This window comes from Leisingera sp., assembly GCF_982940295.1.
Genome location: NZ_CEYXRG010000002.1, coordinates 197293 through 213436 on the forward strand (window position 1 = coordinate 197293; position 16144 = coordinate 213436).

Here is a 16144-nt window from a genome sequence, read left to right on the forward strand (position 1 = left end):
CGGGTTCAGGCCTCGGGTAATCGCCTTGAGTAAATGTAAGGGATCGAACATGAGCAAAGTTATCGGCATTGACCTGGGTACCACCAACTCCTGCGTGGCCATCATGGATGGCTCCCAGCCCCGCGTGATCGAAAACGCCGAGGGCGCGCGCACCACCCCGTCGATTGTCGCCTTCACCGACGACGAGCGTCTGGTCGGCCAGCCTGCCAAGCGCCAGGCGGTGACCAACCCCGACAACACCGTTTTCGGCGTCAAGCGCCTGATCGGCCGCCGGTTTGACGACCCCGCTGTCGCAAAAGACAAGAAAATGGTGCCGTTCTCCATTGTCGACGGCGGCAACGGCGACGCATGGGTTGAAGCCAAGGGTGAGAAGTACTCCCCGTCGCAAATCTCCGCCTTCACTCTGGGCAAGATGAAGGAAACCGCGGAATCCTACCTGGGCGAGGAAGTCACCCAGGCAGTGATCACCGTGCCCGCCTACTTCAACGACGCTCAGCGTCAGGCCACCAAAGACGCCGGCAAGATCGCGGGCCTCGAAGTGCTGCGCATCATCAACGAGCCGACCGCGGCCGCCCTGGCCTATGGCCTGGACAAGGAAAATACCCAGACCATCGCCGTCTATGACCTCGGCGGCGGCACCTTCGACGTGACAATCCTGGAAATCGACGACGGCCTGTTCGAAGTGAAGTCGACCAACGGCGACACCTTCCTGGGCGGCGAAGACTTCGACATGCGCATCGTCAACTACCTGGCGGACGAGTTCAAAAAGGAAAACGGCGTCGATCTGTCCAAGGACAAGATGGCCCTGCAGCGCCTGAAAGAAGCCGCTGAAAAGGCCAAGATCGAACTGTCCTCCACCTCGCAGACCGAGATCAACCAGCCGTTCATCTCGATGGACCCGTCCTCGGGCCAGCCGCTGCACATGGTGATGAAGCTGACCCGCGCCAAGCTGGAAAGCCTGGTCTCCGACCTGATCAAACGCTCGATGGACCCGTGCAAGGCGGCCCTCAAGGACGCAGGCCTCTCCGCCTCCGACATTGACGAGGTGGTTCTGGTCGGCGGTATGACCCGGATGCCGAAAGTCATCGAAGAGGTGACCAAGTTCTTCGGCAAGGAGCCGCACAAGGGTGTGAACCCGGATGAAGTGGTTGCCATGGGCGCCGCCATCCAGGCCGGCGTTCTGCAGGGCGACGTCAAGGACGTGGTGCTGCTCGACGTGACCCCGCTGTCCCTGGGCATCGAAACCCTGGGCGGTGTCTTCACCCGCCTGATCGACCGCAACACCACCATCCCGACCAAGAAGTCGCAGGTGTTCTCGACCGCGGAAGACAACCAGAACGCCGTGACTATCCGCGTGTTCCAGGGTGAGCGTGAAATGGCTGCCGACAACAAGATGCTCGGCCAGTTCAACCTCGAGGAAATCCCGCCGGCACCGCGCGGCATGCCGCAGATCGAAGTGACCTTCGACATTGACGCCAACGGCATCGTGTCGGTCGGCGCCAAAGACAAAGCGACCGGCAAGGAACAGCAGATCACCATCCAGGCGTCGGGCGGCCTCTCGGACGACGACATCGAAAAGATGGTCAAGGACGCCGAAGCCAACGCCGAGGCGGACAAGGAACGCCGCGAGCTGGTGGAAGCCAAGAACCAGGCAGAATCGCTGATCCACTCCACCGAGAAGTCGGTCGAGGAGCATGGCGACAAGGTCGACCCTTCCACCGTCGAGGTGATCGAGCTGGCCGTTGCCGCGCTGAAGGACGATCTGGAGAACGAGAAATCGACCGCCGAGAAGATCAAGTCCGGCATCCAGAACGTGACCGAAGCTGCCATGAAGCTGGGTGAGGCGATCTACAAGGCGCAGGCCGAAGAAGCTGAGGAAGAGCCCGCAGCCGCGGATGACGCCGCAGCAGGCCCGGCCGATGACGACATCGTCGATGCCGAATTCGAAGACCTGGACGACGACAAGCGCTAACGCCTGACACGCAGGCCAAGGCGGGCCGGTCCGTACCCCGGACCGGCCCATTTTCGTTGAGGCAGATGGGGTAACCGATGTCAAAACGTGACTATTACGACGTTCTCGGGGTGGCCAAAGGCGCCTCCGCAGACGAAATTAAAAAAGGCTTTCGCAAGAAGGCCAAGGAACTGCACCCCGACCGGAACAAGGACAATCCGGACGCCGAGGCGCAGTTCAAAGAGGCTAACGAGGCCTATGACGTCCTGAAGGACGCCGAGAAAAAAGCGGCCTACGACCGTTTTGGCCATGCCGCCTTTGAAAACGGCATGGGCGGCGGTCAGCGCGGCGGTCAGGGCCAGGGTTTTGGCGGCGGCGATTTCTCCTCCGCCTTCTCGGATGTCTTCGACGACCTGTTCGGCGATTTCATGGGCGGCCAGCGCGGCGGCGGCGGCGGACGGCAGCGGGCGACCCGCGGCGCCGATCTGCGCTACAACCTTCGGGTTTCGCTGGAGGAGGCTTTTGCCGGCCTGCACAAGACCATCAAGGTGCCAACGTCTGTGGCCTGCACCTCTTGCGAGGGCACCGGCGCCGAAGGCGGGGTCGAGCCGACCAACTGCCCGACCTGCTCCGGCATGGGCAAGGTCCGCGCGCAGCAGGGCTTCTTCACCGTCGAACGCACCTGCCCGACCTGTTCGGGCCTCGGCCAGATCATCAAGAACCCGTGCAAATCCTGCCACGGCCACGGCCGGGTGGAAAAGGACCGCTCGCTGTCGGTGAACATTCCGGCAGGCGTCGAGACCGGCACCCGCATCCGCCTGGCAGGCGAGGGCGAAGCCGGCCTGCGCGGCGGCCCTCCGGGCGACCTCTACATCTTTGTCGAGGTGGCACCGCACAGCTTGTTCGAGCGTGATGGCAACAACCTCTATTGCCGGGTGCCGGTCAGCATGGCCAAGGCAGCGCTTGGCGGCTCCATCGAGGTGCCGACCATCGACGGCGGCCGTGGCCGGGTACAAATCCCCGAGGGCAGCCAGTCCGGCCGCCAGATGCGCCTGCGCGGCAAGGGCATGCCGGCACTTCGCGGCGGTGCTACCGGTGACATGTTCATCGAGCTGGCGGTGGAAACCCCGGTCAACCTCACCTCGCGCCAGCGGGAGCTGCTGCGCGAGTTCGAGGAGATCTCCGAGGAAAACACCAACCCCGAATCCCGCAGCTTCTTCTCTTCGGTGAAAAGCTTCTGGGACGGCATGAAAGGCTGAGCGCCGGGCTGAGCGCTCCCAAGCCGCAGTTGAAAGCGCCCCAACCGGGGCGCTTTTCTTTTGCGCCAGCCAGACCGGCTGCCAGCCTGTCCCAGCAGAAAACAGTCGCGCCGCACCGCGGCGGTGCACAGGGGGTGCACGCCTGTCACCCCCATTCTGCCGCCGCATTGCGGCGGATATTAACACTTCCTCAACCATGATGGCCGCAACATGGCAGCATGGCACAGGATCCCGCTTTCCAGGACGTCTCCCTGCCGCTGTTTCCCGGCAGCGAGGAGGCCGCGGTCGTGCCCGCAGACACGGGCCGCCTGCCCTCCTACATCAAGGACCACCGCGCCCGTTTGCGCGAACGCTTCATGCAGGGCGGCGCCGCGGCGATGCCCGATTACGAGCTGCTGGAGCTGGTCCTGTTCCGCTCCATCCCGCGCCGCGACGTGAAGCCTCTGGCGCGGCAATTGCTTGAAACATTTGGAGATTTCAACCGCGTGGTAACAGCCTCTCCGGAACGCCTGGCCAATGTCCCCGGCATTGGCGACGCTGTTATCACCGATTTCAAAGTGCTGGAGGCCGCCGCCCACCGCATGGCCCGCGCCCGCATCATGCAGCGGCAGGTGATTTCCAGCTGGGACGCGTTGCTGGACTATTGCCACACCACCATGGCCCACCGCGAGACGGAGCAGTTCCGCATTCTGTTCCTGGACCGCAAGAACGTGCTTATCGCCGACGAGGAACAGGCCCGCGGCACTGTTGACCACGTCCCCGTCTACCCCCGCGAGGTCGCCAAACGCGCCCTGGAGCTGAACGCCAGCGCCTTGATTTTAGTGCATAATCACCCGTCCGGCGACCCAACGCCGTCAGACAGCGACATCGCCATGACGGACCAGATCCAGGCCGCTCTCACCGCGCTGGGGATCACCCTGCACGATCACCTTATCATCGGCAAATCCACCGAACTCAGCTTCCGCGCCCAAGGCCTCCTCTAGCGCGTCCGGCCCCCCAGACCTACCGCACCCAGACCTCGACCCGGCGGTTGATCTGACGGCCCCAGGCGCTGTCGTCACACGCCATCGGCAGCGCCTCGCCAAACCCCTCTGTCCGCATCTGCACCCGGCTGATATCCGCGGTCTCCGCCGCCTTGACCACCGCGTCGCGCACCGCGCCGGCCCGTTTCAGCGCGATCTGCCGGTTGCCCTCCGCAGGGCCAACGCCATCGGAAAACCCCGCAAAAACAAGCTCCTTGGCGTCAAATTCCCCGGCTTCCAGCGCGCGGGCCAGCTGCTCGATATTGCTGCGGGACTGCGCATCCGGGCGGGCCGATCCGGGCTCGAACCGGAACGAGGCCGTCAGCCGCCGCATCCCGCCCAGAACCGTGACCAGACGCTGCAGCTCGTCCAGCCCGGACTTCCCTTCCGCCGCCAGAATTGCGTTAGCAAACCGGCTTCCCTGGCGGCTCACTGGGATCAGCTCCGGCGCCTGATCCACAAACCCTGCCCGGCGGATCACCGCCTGCGCCGCGGGTCCGCGCACATAGGTCAGGAAATCCCGCGCCACCTTGGGCAGGCGGCGGGCCGGCAGGTACAGGAACATCGGCACCGTCAGCGGATAATCCTCGGTCTTCACCGCCCGGCGGCTCGCCTGAAGAGAAAACCCGCACGGCCCCGTCAGCGTCAGCACCCGCGCCGCGCCTTTCTCTGCATAGCTGGCAATGCCGATGGCAAAGGGGTCCACCAGCACCCTGCGCACCAGTGTGCTGCTGCGATCATGGCGCCGGATCTGCGGCGAGAACCCGGCGCCGAACGGCGCCATCAGCTTGTCCTCCACCGCCTGTGCCAGTCCTGAGCCGGACACCGGCATATGCAGCGAAATCGGCGCATCAGGGCCGCCTAGCTCCTGCCAGTTACCGATCCGCCCGGACAAGACTCCCGCCAATTGCGGCAAGGAAATCTCCGTCACCGGGTTGCTAGGCGCTACCACCGGTACAAAGGCATCCAGCGCCAGAACCCGGCTGCGGCCCGGTCCGGTCAGATCCCCAAGCCCCGCAGCGTGGGCAGCCTTGCGTTCAAGCGGGCGGATCTCCCGCAGCGCCATCGCGACGTCCGCCTCATCCGCGACAAGCGCGGCGAAACCGGCATCCGTGTTGCTGGCGGTGAAGGTGAACCGAGCGGCCGGCTGCTGCCCACGCAGCAGGACATGGCTGAAATTCCCTGCCGGCAGCGGTTCGCGCCGGGTCTGATAGCCGTTGCGCAGCGCAAAGCCCTCGATCAGAGCCGGAAGCAGCACCTCTGACATAGTGGAAGATCCGGCGAGGGTGATTTCCGCCACAAAGCCGGACAGGCTGGGACAGCCCGGCCCCTCGCAGCTCACGCCGGAGCCATCGACGGTCAGCTCGCCGAACTGCGTCTGGATCCGGTAGAACTCGCCATCGAAGCCCAGCAGGGTGCCGGTTATTTCAACTGCACCATCCGGGGAAGAGAGGGTGACGTCCTCGGCCGCAAGCGCACGCGCAAAAGCTGCCAGAAAAAGTGCGGCGCAAATGGCCGCACGAATGAAGGTCATGTGGATACCTGAAGTTACCGCAAATCAGTTGGCGACGATTTTCAGGTCTTCCACCAGATTATTCAACACAAGAAAACTGCCTTGCGCATCGCAATCCGGCATTGCCATCACCAGATCCCGGCTGCTGAGCCGGCCTCCGCTCAGCTGCAGCGCCTGAGCGGAAATATCGCGGCCGCAGTTAAAGCCCGTCACCTCCGCTTCTGCCGTTAGGGTAATGATGCCGGAACGGTCCGATCGGTTGGCCGGCACACTATAGATTTCGGCAATCCGCGGCGCCACCAAACTGGGGTCTCCGAGGCGAACCACCCGCCCGGCGGCCGTGTCAGATGCGGCCCCGTGCCAGACGTGCCCGGCGCTGTCATAATCGGCGCCAAACTCCCGGGCGTGCATTTCCAGGCCGCTGGGGCCGCTCCATTGCAGCACCACGCGCTCCATGGCCTCCGTACCGGCCACTTCGGCGACGGCAACGGCACCGCCGCCGCTAGCGGTCTCCGCAATGTAAACCGCGGTCCGTGTCAGGGCCGGAACCTGTGCAGCGTAGTGCCCGGTCCGGTCCAGCGCGGCCGTGAAGATCATTCCGCTGTGATGAATGGTCAGGCGCTCGCCGCCATGGCACGGCGCGGCGACGGAGAGCGTGACCATGGCCATCGGGGCAGCCTCGGCCGATGCCGTCACACGGCAGTGTTCCGGTTGCGCCGGAGCCGGTCTTTGCGGCTCAGCGGCAGCAGGGGCGGTATCAGCCGCGAGCGAGGTCAGAGTGATGTTCTCGATTTTCAGCTCCGCCGGACCGGGTTCAGCCGGCAGTTGAGGATCAGCGGCGGCAGATGCGTCATCTGCCCAGCGGGGGCTTGATGCCTGCATGTAGAACCCGATGCCCAGTGCGCACGCCAGCGTCATTGCACTTGTCAGCATCACCTGTTTGCTCAGCATGAGATCCTCCTGAACCTGTCTGATCAGAAAAGCTTGCTGGAAAATGCCGGCCGGTTTGTGGCCTTAAACGGGAGAGAATCCGGCAGATGCGGCAATTCCGCCATCATTGTTGCAGGGACGGAAACAACAAAGGGTAAACGCGAGGGAGAACTTCCGCGCCTGCGGGTGCTCCGGCTGGGCCAGAGCCCCCGTCAGCCTTGGGCGTGGCGCTGCGCCACGCCAACGGGAGCGGTCTTTTTGAAAGACCGGCGACGGGCGGGAGGTCCCGTTTCCGCGGCCGGGCGGCAGGGTCCGGCTGAAACCGAACCCTGAGTTTTTCTGTCATGCGCTCAAGCGAGGCTGCCGTGGCAGTGCTTGAACTTCTTGCCAGAGCCGCAGGGGCATTTGTCATTGCGCGAGGGGTTGCCCCAAGTGGATGGATCATCCTCGACAAATCCCGGTGCCGGCTCTTCTGCTGCTGGCGCGGGCTGGGCCGCAGCCTGTTGCATGGCGGCCTGGCGGGCTGCCATCTCCATCAGCATCTGCTGCTGCTCTTCCTCGGTCATCGGGCGCACCCGGCTCAACTGCTGGGACACTTCCTCCCGCAAGGAGTCGAGCATGCTTTCAAACAGCTGGAAGCTCTCGTTCTTGTACTCGTTCAGCGGATCGCGCTGAGCATAGCCGCGGAAGCCGACAACCGAGCGCAGATGCTCCAGCGTCAGCAGGTGTTCACGCCACTTCTTGTCGATGGTCTGCAGCAGCACCTGCTTTTCGATGTTGCGCATGTTTTCCGGACCAAAAGCCTCGGCCTTTTCCGCCATCATCTTGTCGGAGGCTTCCACCAGGCGTTCGCGGATCTGCTCGTCATCGACGCCTTCCTCGGCGGCCCATTCAGCCACCGGCGCTTCGACTCCCAGCATTTCGCGCACCTGCTCCTGCAGGCCCGCAGTGTCCCACTGGTCGGCATAGGTCTTGGGTGGCATGTGGGTGTCGAGCAGATCGTCGATCACCTCGTGGCGCATGTCGTCGACGATCTCGGACAGGTCTTCTGCGGCCATGATTTCGCGGCGCTGGCTGAAGATCACCTTGCGCTGGTCGTTCATCACGTCGTCGAACTTCAGCACGTTCTTGCGCATGTCGAAGTTGCGGCCCTCGACCTTGGCCTGGGCGCGTTCCAACGATTTGTTCACCCAGGGGTGGATGATCGCCTCGCCTTCTTTCATGCCGAGCGACGACAGCAGCTTGTCCAGACGTTCGGACCCGAAGATGCGCATCAGGTCGTCTTCCAGGCTGAGGTAGAAGCGGGTGCGGCCCGGGTCGCCCTGACGCCCGGAGCGGCCGCGCAGCTGGTTGTCGATGCGGCGGCTTTCGTGGCGCTCAGACGCCATCACGAACAGGCCGCCGGCGTCCAGAACCTTCTGCTTTTCCTCGGCGTGCTTGGCTTCTTCGGCGGCGCGCAGCTCGGCCGGGTCGGCCTCGGGGTTTGCCGCCAGCGCCTCCAGCACCTTCATCTCGACGTTGCCGCCCAGCTGAATGTCGGTGCCGCGGCCTGCCATGTTGGTGGCGATGGTCACTGCACCAAAGCGGCCGGCATCGGCAACGATCTGCGCTTCCTGCTCATGGTGGCGGGCGTTCAGAACATTGTGCTGAATGCCTTCCTTCTCGAGCAGCTGGCTCAGCAGTTCGGATTTCTCGATCGAGGTGGTGCCCAGGAGCACGGGCTGGCCCTTTTCATGCGCCTTCTTGGCTTCCTTGATCATTGCCTCGTATTTCTCGCGGGCGGTGCGGTAGACCTGATCGTCCTCGTCCACACGGGCGATCGGGCGGTTGGTCGGAACTTCGACCACGCCCAAGCCATAGATTTCCTGGAACTCCTCGGCCTCGGTCATCGCGGTGCCGGTCATGCCTGACAGCTTGCCGTAGAGGCGGAAGTAGTTCTGGAAGGTCACAGACGCCAGCGTGGTGTTCTCGGGCTGGATCTGCACGTCTTCCTTGGCCTCGATGGCCTGGTGCAGACCTTCGGACAGGCGGCGACCCGGCATCATGCGGCCGGTGAATTCGTCGATCAGCACAACCTGGCCGTCGCGGACAATGTAGTCCTTGTCCCGCTGGAACAGCTTGTGCGCGCGCAGGGCCTGGTTCACGTGGTGGACAACGGTGGTGCTTTCCGGATCGTAGAGCGAGGCCTCTGCTTCCAGCAGCCCGTGCTCGCGCAGCGTCTGCTCCAGAAACTCATTGCCGTCCTCGGTGAAGGTCACGCCGCGGGTTTTCTCGTCGATCTCGTAGTGGTCCTCGGCCAGCAGCGGGATCATCTTGTCGATGGTCGCATAAAGCTCAGAGCGGTCCTCGGCGGGGCCGGAAATAATCAGCGGGGTGCGGGCCTCGTCGATCAGGATCGAGTCCACTTCGTCGACGATGGCAAAGTTGTGCTGCTTCTGGAACACTTGGTCCAGCGACGGTTTCATGTTGTCGCGCAGGTAGTCGAAGCCAAGTTCGTTGTTGGTGGCATAGGTGACATCGCAGCCGTAGGCGGCCATCTTCTCGGCATCCGCCTGGCCGGACCAGATCACGCCCGTGGTCATGCCAAGCTGGGCAAACACCTTGCCCATCCATTCGCTGTCGCGCTTGGCCAAGTATTCGTTCACCGTGACCACATGCACGCCCTTGCCGGTCAGCGCGTTCAGATAGGCCGGGAAAGTGGCCACAAGGGTCTTGCCCTCGCCGGTCTTCATCTCGGAGATGTTACCCTGATGCAGAAACACGCCGCCCATCAGCTGGGTGTCAAAGGCGCGCAGGCCCAGGGCCCGCTTGGCCGCTTCGCGCACGTTGGCAAAAGCCTCCGGCAACAGCGCGTCGAGGCCTTCGCCGTTCAGGGCCCGCTTACGCAGCTCTTCAGTTTTTCCGATCAGCCCGTCGTCGCTGAGCTTCGCGAACTCGTCCTCCAGCGCGTTGATCTGTGCAATCAGCGGCCGCGTCGCCTTGATCTTACGGTCGTTCGGCGTACCGAAAACCTTTTTGGCGAGTGTTCCGAAACCCAGCATATCTTCTCCAGCGATCCTATGTCCGGCCTGTGCATCGGGCAGGCTTGCCCGCCGTGTCCGCAACCCATAAACAAGGTGGAAAGACGGTCCTGCCAATGGCCTCAAGGCGATGTAAGCGGCAGGGTATAGAGTGTCAACGGCGCGCCCCCCAGCGGCCAAGGAATAGGAAGATTTCTATGCGTAAAGGTCTCACTTTTCTGTGCGGTATGGCTATGGCGGCCTGCGCAGCGCTTCCGCTGGCGGCGGTGGCCGCGCCGCATGCCAACACAGTTGTTGCCTCGGTCAATGGCGAGGAGATCACTGTGGGCCACATGATTATGGCGCGCGAAAACCTGCCGGAGCAGTATAAGCAGCTGCCGGATGACGTGCTGTTCAACGCGATCCTCGACCAGCTGGTGCAACAGACTGCGCTGAAACAGCAGCTGCACGGTGAGGTACCCCGCTATGTCGAGTTGTCGGTCGAAAACGAACAGCGCGCTATGCTGGCGGCCAATGTTCTCCAGATGGTGATGGACAACGCCAGCGGTGAAGAGGCGCTGCGCGCGGCCTATGATGAGAAATACTCCTCAGGCGACGGCGGCGATGAGTTCCACGCAGCCCACATTCTGGTCGAAAGCGAAGAAGACGCGCAGGAGATCATCAAGGAGTTGGATGACGGCGCCGATTTCGCAACCCTCGCCAAGGAGAAATCCACCGGCCCCTCCGGTCCCAGCGGCGGCGATCTGGGCTGGTTCACCACCGGCCGCATGGTGCCGGAATTTGAAGAAGCAGTGTTGGAGCTGCGCTCCGGAGATGTCTCCGGTCCGGTGCAGACACAGTTTGGCTGGCACGTGATCCTGCTGCATGAGCGCCGCAAGACAGAGGCCCCCGAATTCGAAGAGGTGCGGGCGCAGATCGCCGACGAGCTGCGCCAGAAGGCGGTCGAGGAACGCGTGAACGAGCTGACCGCAGCGTCCGAGATCGAACGACCCGAAATCGAGGATCTGGATCCGGCCATCCTCAAAGACCTCAGCCTGGTAAGGAACTGATCATGGCGAAATCCCTGCCCGTCTCGCCGCTGGCACCCGCCAGCTTTCCCGGTCTCCCGGTCATCAAGGGGGTGCGCTTTGCCTCCGCCGCTGCCGGGGTCAAGTACCAGGGCCGCACCGACGTGATGCTGGCGGTGATGGATCCGGGCACCTCGGTTGCTGGGGTGTTCACCCGTTCCAAGACCCGATCCGCCCCGGTGCTGGACTGCCAGGCCAAGCTGGGCGGCGCGGCGGATGCCGGTGCGGCGATCCTTGTGAACTCGGGCAATTCCAACGCCTTCACCGGCCATTACGGCCAGACCTCGGTGGCAGAAATCACCTCCGCGGTTGCTGGGGCCGCGGGCGTCCCGGCGGAGCGTGTCTTTACCGCCTCGACCGGTGTGATCGGCGAACCGCTGCCGCATGACCGCATTGTCGCGAAGATCGGCGAGCTGAATGGTGCACTGGACGAGACTGCGCTGGAAAGTGCCGCCAAGGCGATCATGACCACCGACACCTTTGCCAAGGGTTCCAGCGCCACGGTCGGGATCGAAGGCAAGACCGTCAAGATTGCCGGCATCGCCAAGGGTTCCGGCATGATCGCACCGGACATGGCGACGATGCTGGTCTATATCTTCACCGATGCCAAGGTGGAGCAAGCGGCGCTGCAGGCGCAGCTGGCGGAGATTTGCGACCGGACCTTCAATTGCATCACGGTGGACAGCGACACCTCGACCTCCGACAGCCTGATGTTGTGCGCGACCGGCGCCTCGGGTGTGGATGCCACCGGAAATGCGGAATTTGCGGCTGGGTTGGAGCGCGTCATGCTGGATCTGTCGCACCAGGTGGTGCGCGACGGCGAAGGCGCAACCAAGTTCGTGGAAATCCAGGTGACCGGCGCGGCTTCGGACGCGGATGCCAAGGTGCATGGCCTGACGATTGCCAACTCGCCGCTGGTCAAAACCGCCATTGCCGGCGAGGATCCGAACTGGGGCCGCGTGGTGATGGCAATCGGCAAGTCCGGCGCCGCAGCGGACCGGGACCTGCTGTCGATCTCCTTTGGCGATGTTCTGGTGGCGGAAAAGGGCTGGGTCTCGCCGGACTACAAGGAAGAACAGGGCGCGGCGGAGATGAAAAAGCAGGAGATCACGATAAAGGTGGATCTGGGCCTCGGCAGCGGCCAAGCCACTGTCTGGACCTGCGACCTGACCCATCAGTACATCTCGATCAACGCGGATTACCGGTCATGAAAACTGTTCTGGTATCGGCTGTTGCGCTCATTGATGTGGACGGGCGGGTGCTGCTGGCGCAGCGTCCCGAAGGAAAGTCGATGGCGGGCCTGTGGGAGTTTCCTGGCGGCAAGATCGAGCCGGGGGAAACCCCCGAAGCAGCGCTGATCCGCGAGCTGCAAGAGGAACTGGGAATTGGCACTTGGGCCTCTTGCCTGGCGCCGCTGACCTTTGCGAGCCATTCCTACGAGGACTTCCACCTGCTGATGCCGCTGTTTGCATGCCGCAAGTGGGAGGGCATCCCGCGGGCCCAAGAAGGCCAGACTTTGAAATGGGTGCGGCCGCAGGACCTGCGTGATTATCCGATGCCACCGGCCGATATTCCGCTGATCCCCATCCTTCGCGACTGGCTCTGACAGGCCCGGAACGCCAGGCTGGCCGCTCTGTCAATCCGGGTTATTAGCGGTTTATTGGGCGTTTAACTGATGCTGCCCGCACGGGTAACGCTTTGTTAATCAATCTGGCTGAGCATCAGGATACGGAGCAAACCACTACCCTGAATTGCACATAGGCAGGATTAGACCATGCTTAGAACAATCGCAGTAGGCAAGTTTTCCCTGGTTCAAGGCAGTTTCATACGGGCACTCCCTGACGGGAAAATCGCGGTACGGGTTGGCTCAAAAACCTTTCAGGGCCAGCCAGTTACACCAGCCGCCTGAGCCGCCACTCACACACATCAGGCAGACAGAGAGGGCAGCTGCCAACAGCTGCCCTTTTCCGGATTCACCGGAGGCGGCAAAGCCGCAGTGCTGAATGGCGCTTGCAGGACTGATCAGCTGCAGCATTGAAAAAGGGATCCGGCCTTTCGACAGCTGTCATTTTCCAGCGGACCCGTGCACTTTCGCAGCGCAGCACCGAAGGTGCCTGGCTTGATGCGCCGCCGAACCGCAACGGATCGGCATTCCCCCGACGCTTCGTTAGCTGCTGCACGGGTATTCGGCGTCGGCTCCGCCGTCAGGCGAAAATGAAAAGGCCCCGGCATCCGCGCCAGGGCCTTTCTTTTTTGGATCGCGACCGGATCAGTCGAGGGTGCGGGTCACTTCCTCGCGCTCGAAGATCTCGATCACGTCGTTCGGGCGGATATCGTCGTAGTTCTCGAACGCCATACCGCATTCCTGACCGGACTGAACCTCGGCGACTTCGTCCTTGAAACGCTTCAGGGTCTTCAGCGTGCCTTCGTGGATCACCACGTTGTCGCGCAGCAGGCGAACGCCGGCCGAGCGGCGGGCAACGCCTTCGGTGACCAGACAGCCGGCAACCTTGCCAACGCCGGTGACCTTGAAGACTTCCTTGATCTGCGCGTAGCCAATGAAGTTTTCGCGGATCTCCGCCGACAGCAGGCCGGAGGCCGCCGCCTTCACGTCATCCACCAGGTCATAGATCACCGAGTAGTAGCGGATCTCCACGCCCTTCTGGTTGGCAGTGTTGCGGGCCGAGGCGTTGGCACGGACGTTGAAGCCCATGATCGGCGCACCGGACGCTTCGGCAAGGCCGACATCGGTTTCGGTGATCGCACCGACGCCCGAGTGCAGCACGCGCACGCGCACTTCCTCGTTGCCGATCTTTTCCATCGCCTGAACGATGGCCTCGGCAGAACCCTGCACGTCGGCCTTGACCAGGATCGGCAGCTCGGAGACGTTCTCGTCTTCCTTGGCCTTGGCCATCAGCTGTTCCAGTGTGGTCGCTGCACCGGCTGCGGCGCGCTTGTCCTTGGCCGCCTGCTCGCGGTACTCGGCGATTTCGCGCGCCTGGGCTTCGGTTTCGGTGACGTTCAGAACGTCGCCCGCTTCCGGAGTGCCATTCAGGCCCAGCACTTCGACCGGAACCGACGGACCGGCTTCCTCAACCCGCTCGCCCTTGTCGTTGATCAGCGCACGGACCTTGCCGTACTGCTCACCCACAACAAAGATGTCGCCCTGGCGCAGTGTGCCGTTCTGAACCAGCACGGTGGCCACAGGGCCGCGGCCCACGTCCAGCTGCGCCTCGATCACGGCACCCTGTGCGGCGCGGTCGGGGTTGGCTTTCAGTTCCAGGATTTCCGCTTGCAGCGCAATGGCTTCCAGCAGTTCGTCCAGGCCCTGGCCGGTGACAGCGGAGACTTCCACGTCCTGCACTTCGCCGGACATGGCTTCCACGATCACCTCATGCTGCAGCAGGTCGGTGCGGACCTTGTTCGGGTCGGCCGCCGGTTTGTCGATCTTGTTGATCGCCACGATCATCGGAACACCGGCCGCCTTGGCGTGGTTGATCGCCTCGACGGTCTGCGGCATCACCGCGTCGTCCGCTGCAACAACCAGAACCACAATATCGGTCACCTGCGCGCCGCGCGAGCGCATCGAGGTGAAGGCCGCGTGGCCCGGGGTGTCCAGGAAGCTCAGCACGGTGCCGCTTTCGGTGGTCACCTGATAGGCGCCAATGTGCTGGGTAATGCCGCCGGCTTCGCCTGCCACAACGCGGGCGTCGCGGATTGCGTCCAGCAGCGAAGTCTTGCCGTGGTCGACGTGGCCCATGATGGTGATGACCGGCGGACGCGGCTTCAGGTCTTCGTCCTTGTCCTCGACCTCCTTGATCACGTCTTCAACGTCGGCGTCGGACACGCGGGTCACCTTGTGGCCGAATTCCTCGATGATCAGTTCAGCGGTATCGGCGTCGATCGACTGGTTCTGGGTGACCATCATGCCCATCTGCATGAGCGATTTCACCACGTCGGCAACGCGTTCGGCCATACGGTTGGCCAGCTCGGACACCACAATGGTTTCCGGCAGCTGCACGTCACGCACAACCTTTTCCCGCTCAACCGAGCCGCCCATGGCTTTCTGGCGCGCACGCTCCTGCTTGCGCTTCATCGCCGCCATGGAACGCTGGCGGTTGCCTTCGCCGCCGGTCGCCTGGCCAAGCGTCAGCTTGCCGGAGCGGCGGTTGTCGTCACGGCCCTTGCCGCGGGACGGGCGCTGTTCGCGTTCACGATCGGATTTGCGCGGAGTTGCAGCCGGAGCCGGCTTGTTCGGTGCCGGACGCTCTGCCTTGGGAGCGGGCGCGGGGGCAGCGGCAGCGCGTTTGGCTGCCTCTTCTTCCTCGGCGCGCTTGCGCTCTTCCTCTTCGGCTTTCTGACGGGCGCGCTCTTCGGCTTCGCGCTGCTCACGCTCCTTGGCTTCCGCTTCGGCGCGGCGGCGCTCACGCTCTTCGGCGCGGGCCTTTTCCTCGGCTTCGCGCTGCGCGGCTTCTTCCGCCTCGCGGGCCTTGGCGGCCTGCAGCGCCTTCAGGCGGCGCTCCATCTCTGCATCGCTGATGCCGGCGGGCCGGCGGGATCCGGACGCTGCCGGTGCAGCACCGCTGCCGCTTTTGGCCGCACCCGGCTTGGGAACCACAACGCGCTTGCGCTTGGTTTCCACTACGACATTCTTGGTCCGTCCATGGCTGAAACTCTGTTTCACGTTCCCCGGACGGGAACCCCCACGCAGACCCAGTGTCTTTTTGCCGTCACTATCGCTCATAAAGCTACTTATCCTTCCGTGCGGCCGTTGCCGCCCACCATTTCGCGCAAACCTTGCAGTCGTTGCGCCTCATCTACAACACGTTTGCTGAGTCCGCCAGAGGCGAGGGCGGCATGTATCACAGTTTGGCGCCCAAATGCCATTCCCAGCTCGTCCGCCGTGAGGCAGCCGATGAATTTGCCCTTGTAGGGCGTACTCAGCTTCGACTTTCCGCGGCCGGATCCGTCGGAGGCCTGGATCAGCACCCGGGCCTCTTCCTTGGACAGCCAGTCCTTGACCTTCTCAAAGCCGGCCACCGCGTCGCCCGACTTGCGCGCCAGGCTGATCAGCCCGACCAGGCGGCGGACCACCTGGTCCTCCACCTCTCCGACAAGCCCGCCGGAGACCTGGACCTGCGCTTTGAAGCCGCGGGCGAACAGCTTCTTTTTGACGGCGGTTTCCAGCGCCGCGCGGCTGGCTGCCACATAGACGCCGCGGCCCGGCAGCTTTTCCATCACGTCGGGCACAACCTGCCCGTCAGGACCCATCACAAAACGGATGAGGCCCTGCTTGGGCTGGGTCTCGCCGGTTGCGATGCACTTGCGCTCGCTGCCTTCGGACCGGTCTTTTTGTACGCCGCCGCGTGTCATGCAGGTCTC

General features: G+C 63.5%; 12 protein-coding genes. 6 read left to right on the forward strand and 6 right to left on the reverse strand.

Annotation, left to right across the window (positions count from 1 at the left end; all coding sequences use genetic code 11):
* Nucleotides 1-49: 49 nt before the first annotated feature.
* The 3 genes from dnaK to radC all read left to right on the forward strand — a co-directional run bounded on the left by dnaK (nucleotide 50) and on the right by radC (nucleotide 4193).
* Nucleotides 50-1972 carry a molecular chaperone DnaK gene (gene dnaK, locus AC4HIX_RS02795; RefSeq protein WP_475048400.1) on the forward strand — a complete coding sequence of 641 codons (1923 nt, stop codon included), beginning with the start codon at nucleotides 50-52 and terminating at the stop codon, nucleotides 1970-1972.
* 77 nt (nucleotides 1973-2049) lie between these two features.
* Nucleotides 2050-3210 carry a molecular chaperone DnaJ gene (gene dnaJ, locus AC4HIX_RS02800; protein WP_490397801.1) on the forward strand — a complete coding sequence of 387 codons (1161 nt, stop codon included), beginning with the start codon at nucleotides 2050-2052 and terminating at the stop codon, nucleotides 3208-3210.
* 218 nt (nucleotides 3211-3428) lie between these two features.
* Entirely contained in the window at nucleotides 3429-4193 is a 765-nt protein-coding gene (gene radC, locus AC4HIX_RS02805) for a RadC family protein (RefSeq protein WP_490397802.1), read from the forward strand.
* Between the two features lie 19 nt (nucleotides 4194-4212).
* On the opposite strand, the gene AC4HIX_RS02810 is transcribed toward radC, so the two are convergent.
* The 3 genes from AC4HIX_RS02810 to secA form a co-directional block, all read right to left on the reverse strand.
* Entirely contained in the window at nucleotides 4213-5766 is a 1554-nt protein-coding gene (locus AC4HIX_RS02810; protein ID WP_490397803.1) for a phosphate ABC transporter substrate-binding/OmpA family protein, read from the reverse strand.
* A 24-nt stretch (nucleotides 5767-5790) separates the two neighbouring features.
* Nucleotides 5791-6696: a hypothetical protein gene (locus AC4HIX_RS02815; RefSeq protein ID WP_490397804.1), complete on the reverse strand. Its 906-nt coding sequence runs from the start codon at nucleotides 6694-6696 to the stop codon at nucleotides 5791-5793.
* 329 nt (nucleotides 6697-7025) lie between these two features.
* A complete protein-coding gene (gene secA / locus AC4HIX_RS02820) occupies nucleotides 7026-9716 on the reverse strand; it encodes a preprotein translocase subunit SecA (RefSeq protein WP_490397805.1) in 2691 nt (896 codons plus the stop codon).
* 176 nt (nucleotides 9717-9892) lie between these two features.
* On the opposite strand from secA, the gene AC4HIX_RS02825 reads away from it, so the two are divergent.
* From AC4HIX_RS02825 to mutT, 3 genes are read left to right on the forward strand one after another with little or no spacing between them, the layout of a single operon-like run.
* Entirely contained in the window at nucleotides 9893-10744 is an 852-nt protein-coding gene (locus AC4HIX_RS02825; protein WP_490397806.1) for a peptidylprolyl isomerase, read from the forward strand.
* A gap of 2 nt (nucleotides 10745-10746) precedes the next feature.
* On the forward strand, nucleotides 10747-11973 hold the full coding sequence (argJ, locus tag AC4HIX_RS02830) for a bifunctional glutamate N-acetyltransferase/amino-acid acetyltransferase ArgJ (protein WP_490397807.1): 1227 nt from the start codon (nucleotides 10747-10749) through the stop codon (nucleotides 11971-11973).
* Nucleotides 11970-12368: an 8-oxo-dGTP diphosphatase MutT gene (gene mutT / locus AC4HIX_RS02835; protein WP_475048413.1), complete on the forward strand. Its 399-nt coding sequence runs from the start codon at nucleotides 11970-11972 to the stop codon at nucleotides 12366-12368. The genes argJ and mutT overlap by 4 nt, the downstream gene beginning before the upstream one ends.
* A 261-nt stretch (nucleotides 12369-12629) precedes the next feature.
* Here the strand turns inward: mutT and AC4HIX_RS02840 are convergent, their stop codons facing one another.
* The 3 genes from AC4HIX_RS02840 to AC4HIX_RS02850 all read right to left on the reverse strand — a co-directional run bounded on the left by AC4HIX_RS02840 (nucleotide 12630) and on the right by AC4HIX_RS02850 (nucleotide 16135).
* Complete coding sequence (locus AC4HIX_RS02840) at nucleotides 12630-12797, reverse strand: hypothetical protein (protein ID WP_490397808.1); 168 nt, start codon at nucleotides 12795-12797, stop codon at nucleotides 12630-12632.
* 234 nt (nucleotides 12798-13031) lie between these two features.
* On the reverse strand, nucleotides 13032-15506 hold the full coding sequence (gene infB / locus AC4HIX_RS02845) for a translation initiation factor IF-2 (RefSeq protein ID WP_475048416.1): 2475 nt from the start codon (nucleotides 15504-15506) through the stop codon (nucleotides 13032-13034).
* 8 nt (nucleotides 15507-15514) lie between these two features.
* Nucleotides 15515-16135: an RNA-binding protein gene (locus AC4HIX_RS02850; protein WP_490397809.1), complete on the reverse strand. Its 621-nt coding sequence runs from the start codon at nucleotides 16133-16135 to the stop codon at nucleotides 15515-15517.
* Nucleotides 16136-16144: the final 9 nt, after the last annotated feature.

What these genes read in the sequence shown, in the direction of transcription:
- dnaK (WP_475048400.1), top strand. Translation starts at nt 50, where the DNA reads ATGAGCAAAGTTATCGGCATTGACCTGGGTACCACCAACTCCTGCGTG.
- dnaJ (WP_490397801.1), top strand. Translation starts at nt 2,050, where the DNA reads ATGTCAAAACGTGACTATTACGACGTTCTCGGGGTGGCCAAAGGCGCC.
- radC (WP_490397802.1), top strand. Translation starts at nt 3,429, where the DNA reads ATGGCACAGGATCCCGCTTTCCAGGACGTCTCCCTGCCGCTGTTTCCC.
- AC4HIX_RS02810 (WP_490397803.1), bottom strand. Translation starts at nt 5,766, where the DNA reads ATGACCTTCATTCGTGCGGCCATTTGCGCCGCACTTTTTCTGGCAGCT.
- AC4HIX_RS02815 (WP_490397804.1), bottom strand. Translation starts at nt 6,696, where the DNA reads ATGCTGAGCAAACAGGTGATGCTGACAAGTGCAATGACGCTGGCGTGC.
- secA (WP_490397805.1), bottom strand. Translation starts at nt 9,716, where the DNA reads ATGCTGGGTTTCGGAACACTCGCCAAAAAGGTTTTCGGTACGCCGAAC.
- AC4HIX_RS02825 (WP_490397806.1), top strand. Translation starts at nt 9,893, where the DNA reads ATGCGTAAAGGTCTCACTTTTCTGTGCGGTATGGCTATGGCGGCCTGC.
- argJ (WP_490397807.1), top strand. Translation starts at nt 10,747, where the DNA reads ATGGCGAAATCCCTGCCCGTCTCGCCGCTGGCACCCGCCAGCTTTCCC.
- mutT (WP_475048413.1), top strand. Translation starts at nt 11,970, where the DNA reads ATGAAAACTGTTCTGGTATCGGCTGTTGCGCTCATTGATGTGGACGGG.
- AC4HIX_RS02840 (WP_490397808.1), bottom strand. Translation starts at nt 12,797, where the DNA reads ATGCTGCAGCTGATCAGTCCTGCAAGCGCCATTCAGCACTGCGGCTTT.
- infB (WP_475048416.1), bottom strand. Translation starts at nt 15,506, where the DNA reads ATGAGCGATAGTGACGGCAAAAAGACACTGGGTCTGCGTGGGGGTTCC.
- AC4HIX_RS02850 (WP_490397809.1), bottom strand. Translation starts at nt 16,135, where the DNA reads ATGACACGCGGCGGCGTACAAAAAGACCGGTCCGAAGGCAGCGAGCGC.